Below are 1,537 nucleotides of genomic sequence, written 5' to 3'. Positions count from 1 at the left end.
TCGCGCATGACCAGCGCCGGCGTCATGCGCTGCGCATCGCGCATCGTCGCCAGCTCCTGCGCGATCGTCTCGCCCGGCTTCTGCGACAGCGCCGTGCGCTCGTACAGCATCGAGTCGATGCGCTCGCGCAGCGTCCGCACGCTCCAGCGTTCGGCGCTCGCCATCTGCACGTAGTATTGCCGTTGGAGCGGGTCTTTCAGCGGCAGCAGCGCCAGGAAATGCGACCAGCTCAATTGTCGTGACAGCGTCACGACAATTGGCTCGTCCGGGTAGGTGGCGGCGAACTGCACCATGCGGCGCAGGTTCTTGTCCGCGAAGCTGCGCCCGTAGTCGCGCACAAGCTGCGCCGCCAGGGTCGGCAGGATTTCCTCGCCGTACCCGGCCCGCTGGCCGGCCAGCACCTCCGTATGGATGCGCTGGCCGATACGCCAGAACAGCAGGGTCAGTTCGGCATTGACCGCCAAGACGGCGCGCTGCCGCGCCGCCTCAATCAATGCCCGAATGTCGCCCAGCAGCGCCGAAGGCGCTGCGGAGGACGCCACGGATACTTTGCGCCGGTTCATGCTGCTACTCCCTCGGCCTGCCGCGCACCCGTGATCGCCTGACGACGGCTCGCCACCAGCTCGGCCGCCTCGCGTACCGGCTTGTCCTCGGTGTGGACGTAGTGCATGAACATCGCCACGGTCTTGTGCCCGGTCAGCTTCATGCCTACCTTGGTCGGCACGCCCGAATTGGCAATGTCGGTCGTCGAACGATGGCGGATGCCGTGCGTGCCGACGTGCGGCACGCCGGCGGCCTTAAGCGCCCGGCACCATCCGCCATAGTGCTCGCCAAAGGTCAGGTGCTTGTCCGGGTCGTTGGGCGATGGCAGGACATACGGGCAGCCTTCCCGACGTGGCGCCGTCGAGAGCAGCCGATAGGCTTCCGCGCTCATGGGCTTGGACATGCCGCCCGTCTTGCTGTCGGGCCACACCACTCGCCGGTTCTCGAAGTCCAGCCAGCTCCATTCGAGCGGACAGATTTCGGAGCGACGCGCGGCGAACTCGAATTGCAGGCGGATTGCCAAGGGGATGACGTAGTTCTCCAGACCTTCCGCTTCCAGCTTGTCCAGGTGGCGGAAGATCAACGCCAGTTCGTCATCAATGATGAGCCGGGTTTCCTTCCCAGGTGGGTACATCGGGACGTGACGGCACGGGTTCGTGCCGTCGGGACGGTAGCCCCACACTTCGGCCAGGTTGAACATCTTGCGCAACACGCCGAAAGCCTTGTTCGCTTCGGTCGGCTTGTAGGCCAGCTTTTGCATCAGGCCGGCAATGTCGGGCCGCTTCACGTCCTGCACCTTCTTGCGGCCCAACAGTGGAATGATGCAGCGGTCGATGACGCCCTGATAGCCCTCCTGCGTGCTGGGCTTGTTGCGCTTCTTGGAGTATTCCTCCATGAACTTTTTGCACAGCTCCGTGACGGTGGGCGCCTTGCGCGCATCGGCCTTGGCGCCGCCAGGATCGCCGCCCCGGCGAACCTCGGCCAACCAGTCCTG

General features: G+C 65.2%; 2 protein-coding genes. Both read right to left on the bottom strand.

Annotation, left to right across the window (positions count from 1 at the left end; all coding sequences use genetic code 11):
- A partial coding sequence (locus V8Z74_RS26125) for a DUF1016 N-terminal domain-containing protein (protein WP_349712297.1) occupies positions 1 to 563 on the bottom strand: 563 nt, incomplete at its 3' end.
- Positions 560 to 1,537 (bottom strand): tyrosine-type recombinase/integrase (locus V8Z74_RS26120; protein ID WP_349712295.1); only part of this gene is annotated, 978 nt, incomplete at its 5' end. The genes V8Z74_RS26125 and V8Z74_RS26120, both read right to left, overlap by 4 nt.

This window comes from Comamonas sp. w2-DMI, assembly GCF_040187735.1.
GTDB classification, from domain to species: domain Bacteria; phylum Pseudomonadota; class Gammaproteobacteria; order Burkholderiales; family Burkholderiaceae_C; genus Comamonas; species Comamonas terrae.
The sequence above is the reverse complement of the archived record's forward strand: the minus strand, read 5'-3'. Positions and strand labels throughout refer to the sequence as shown.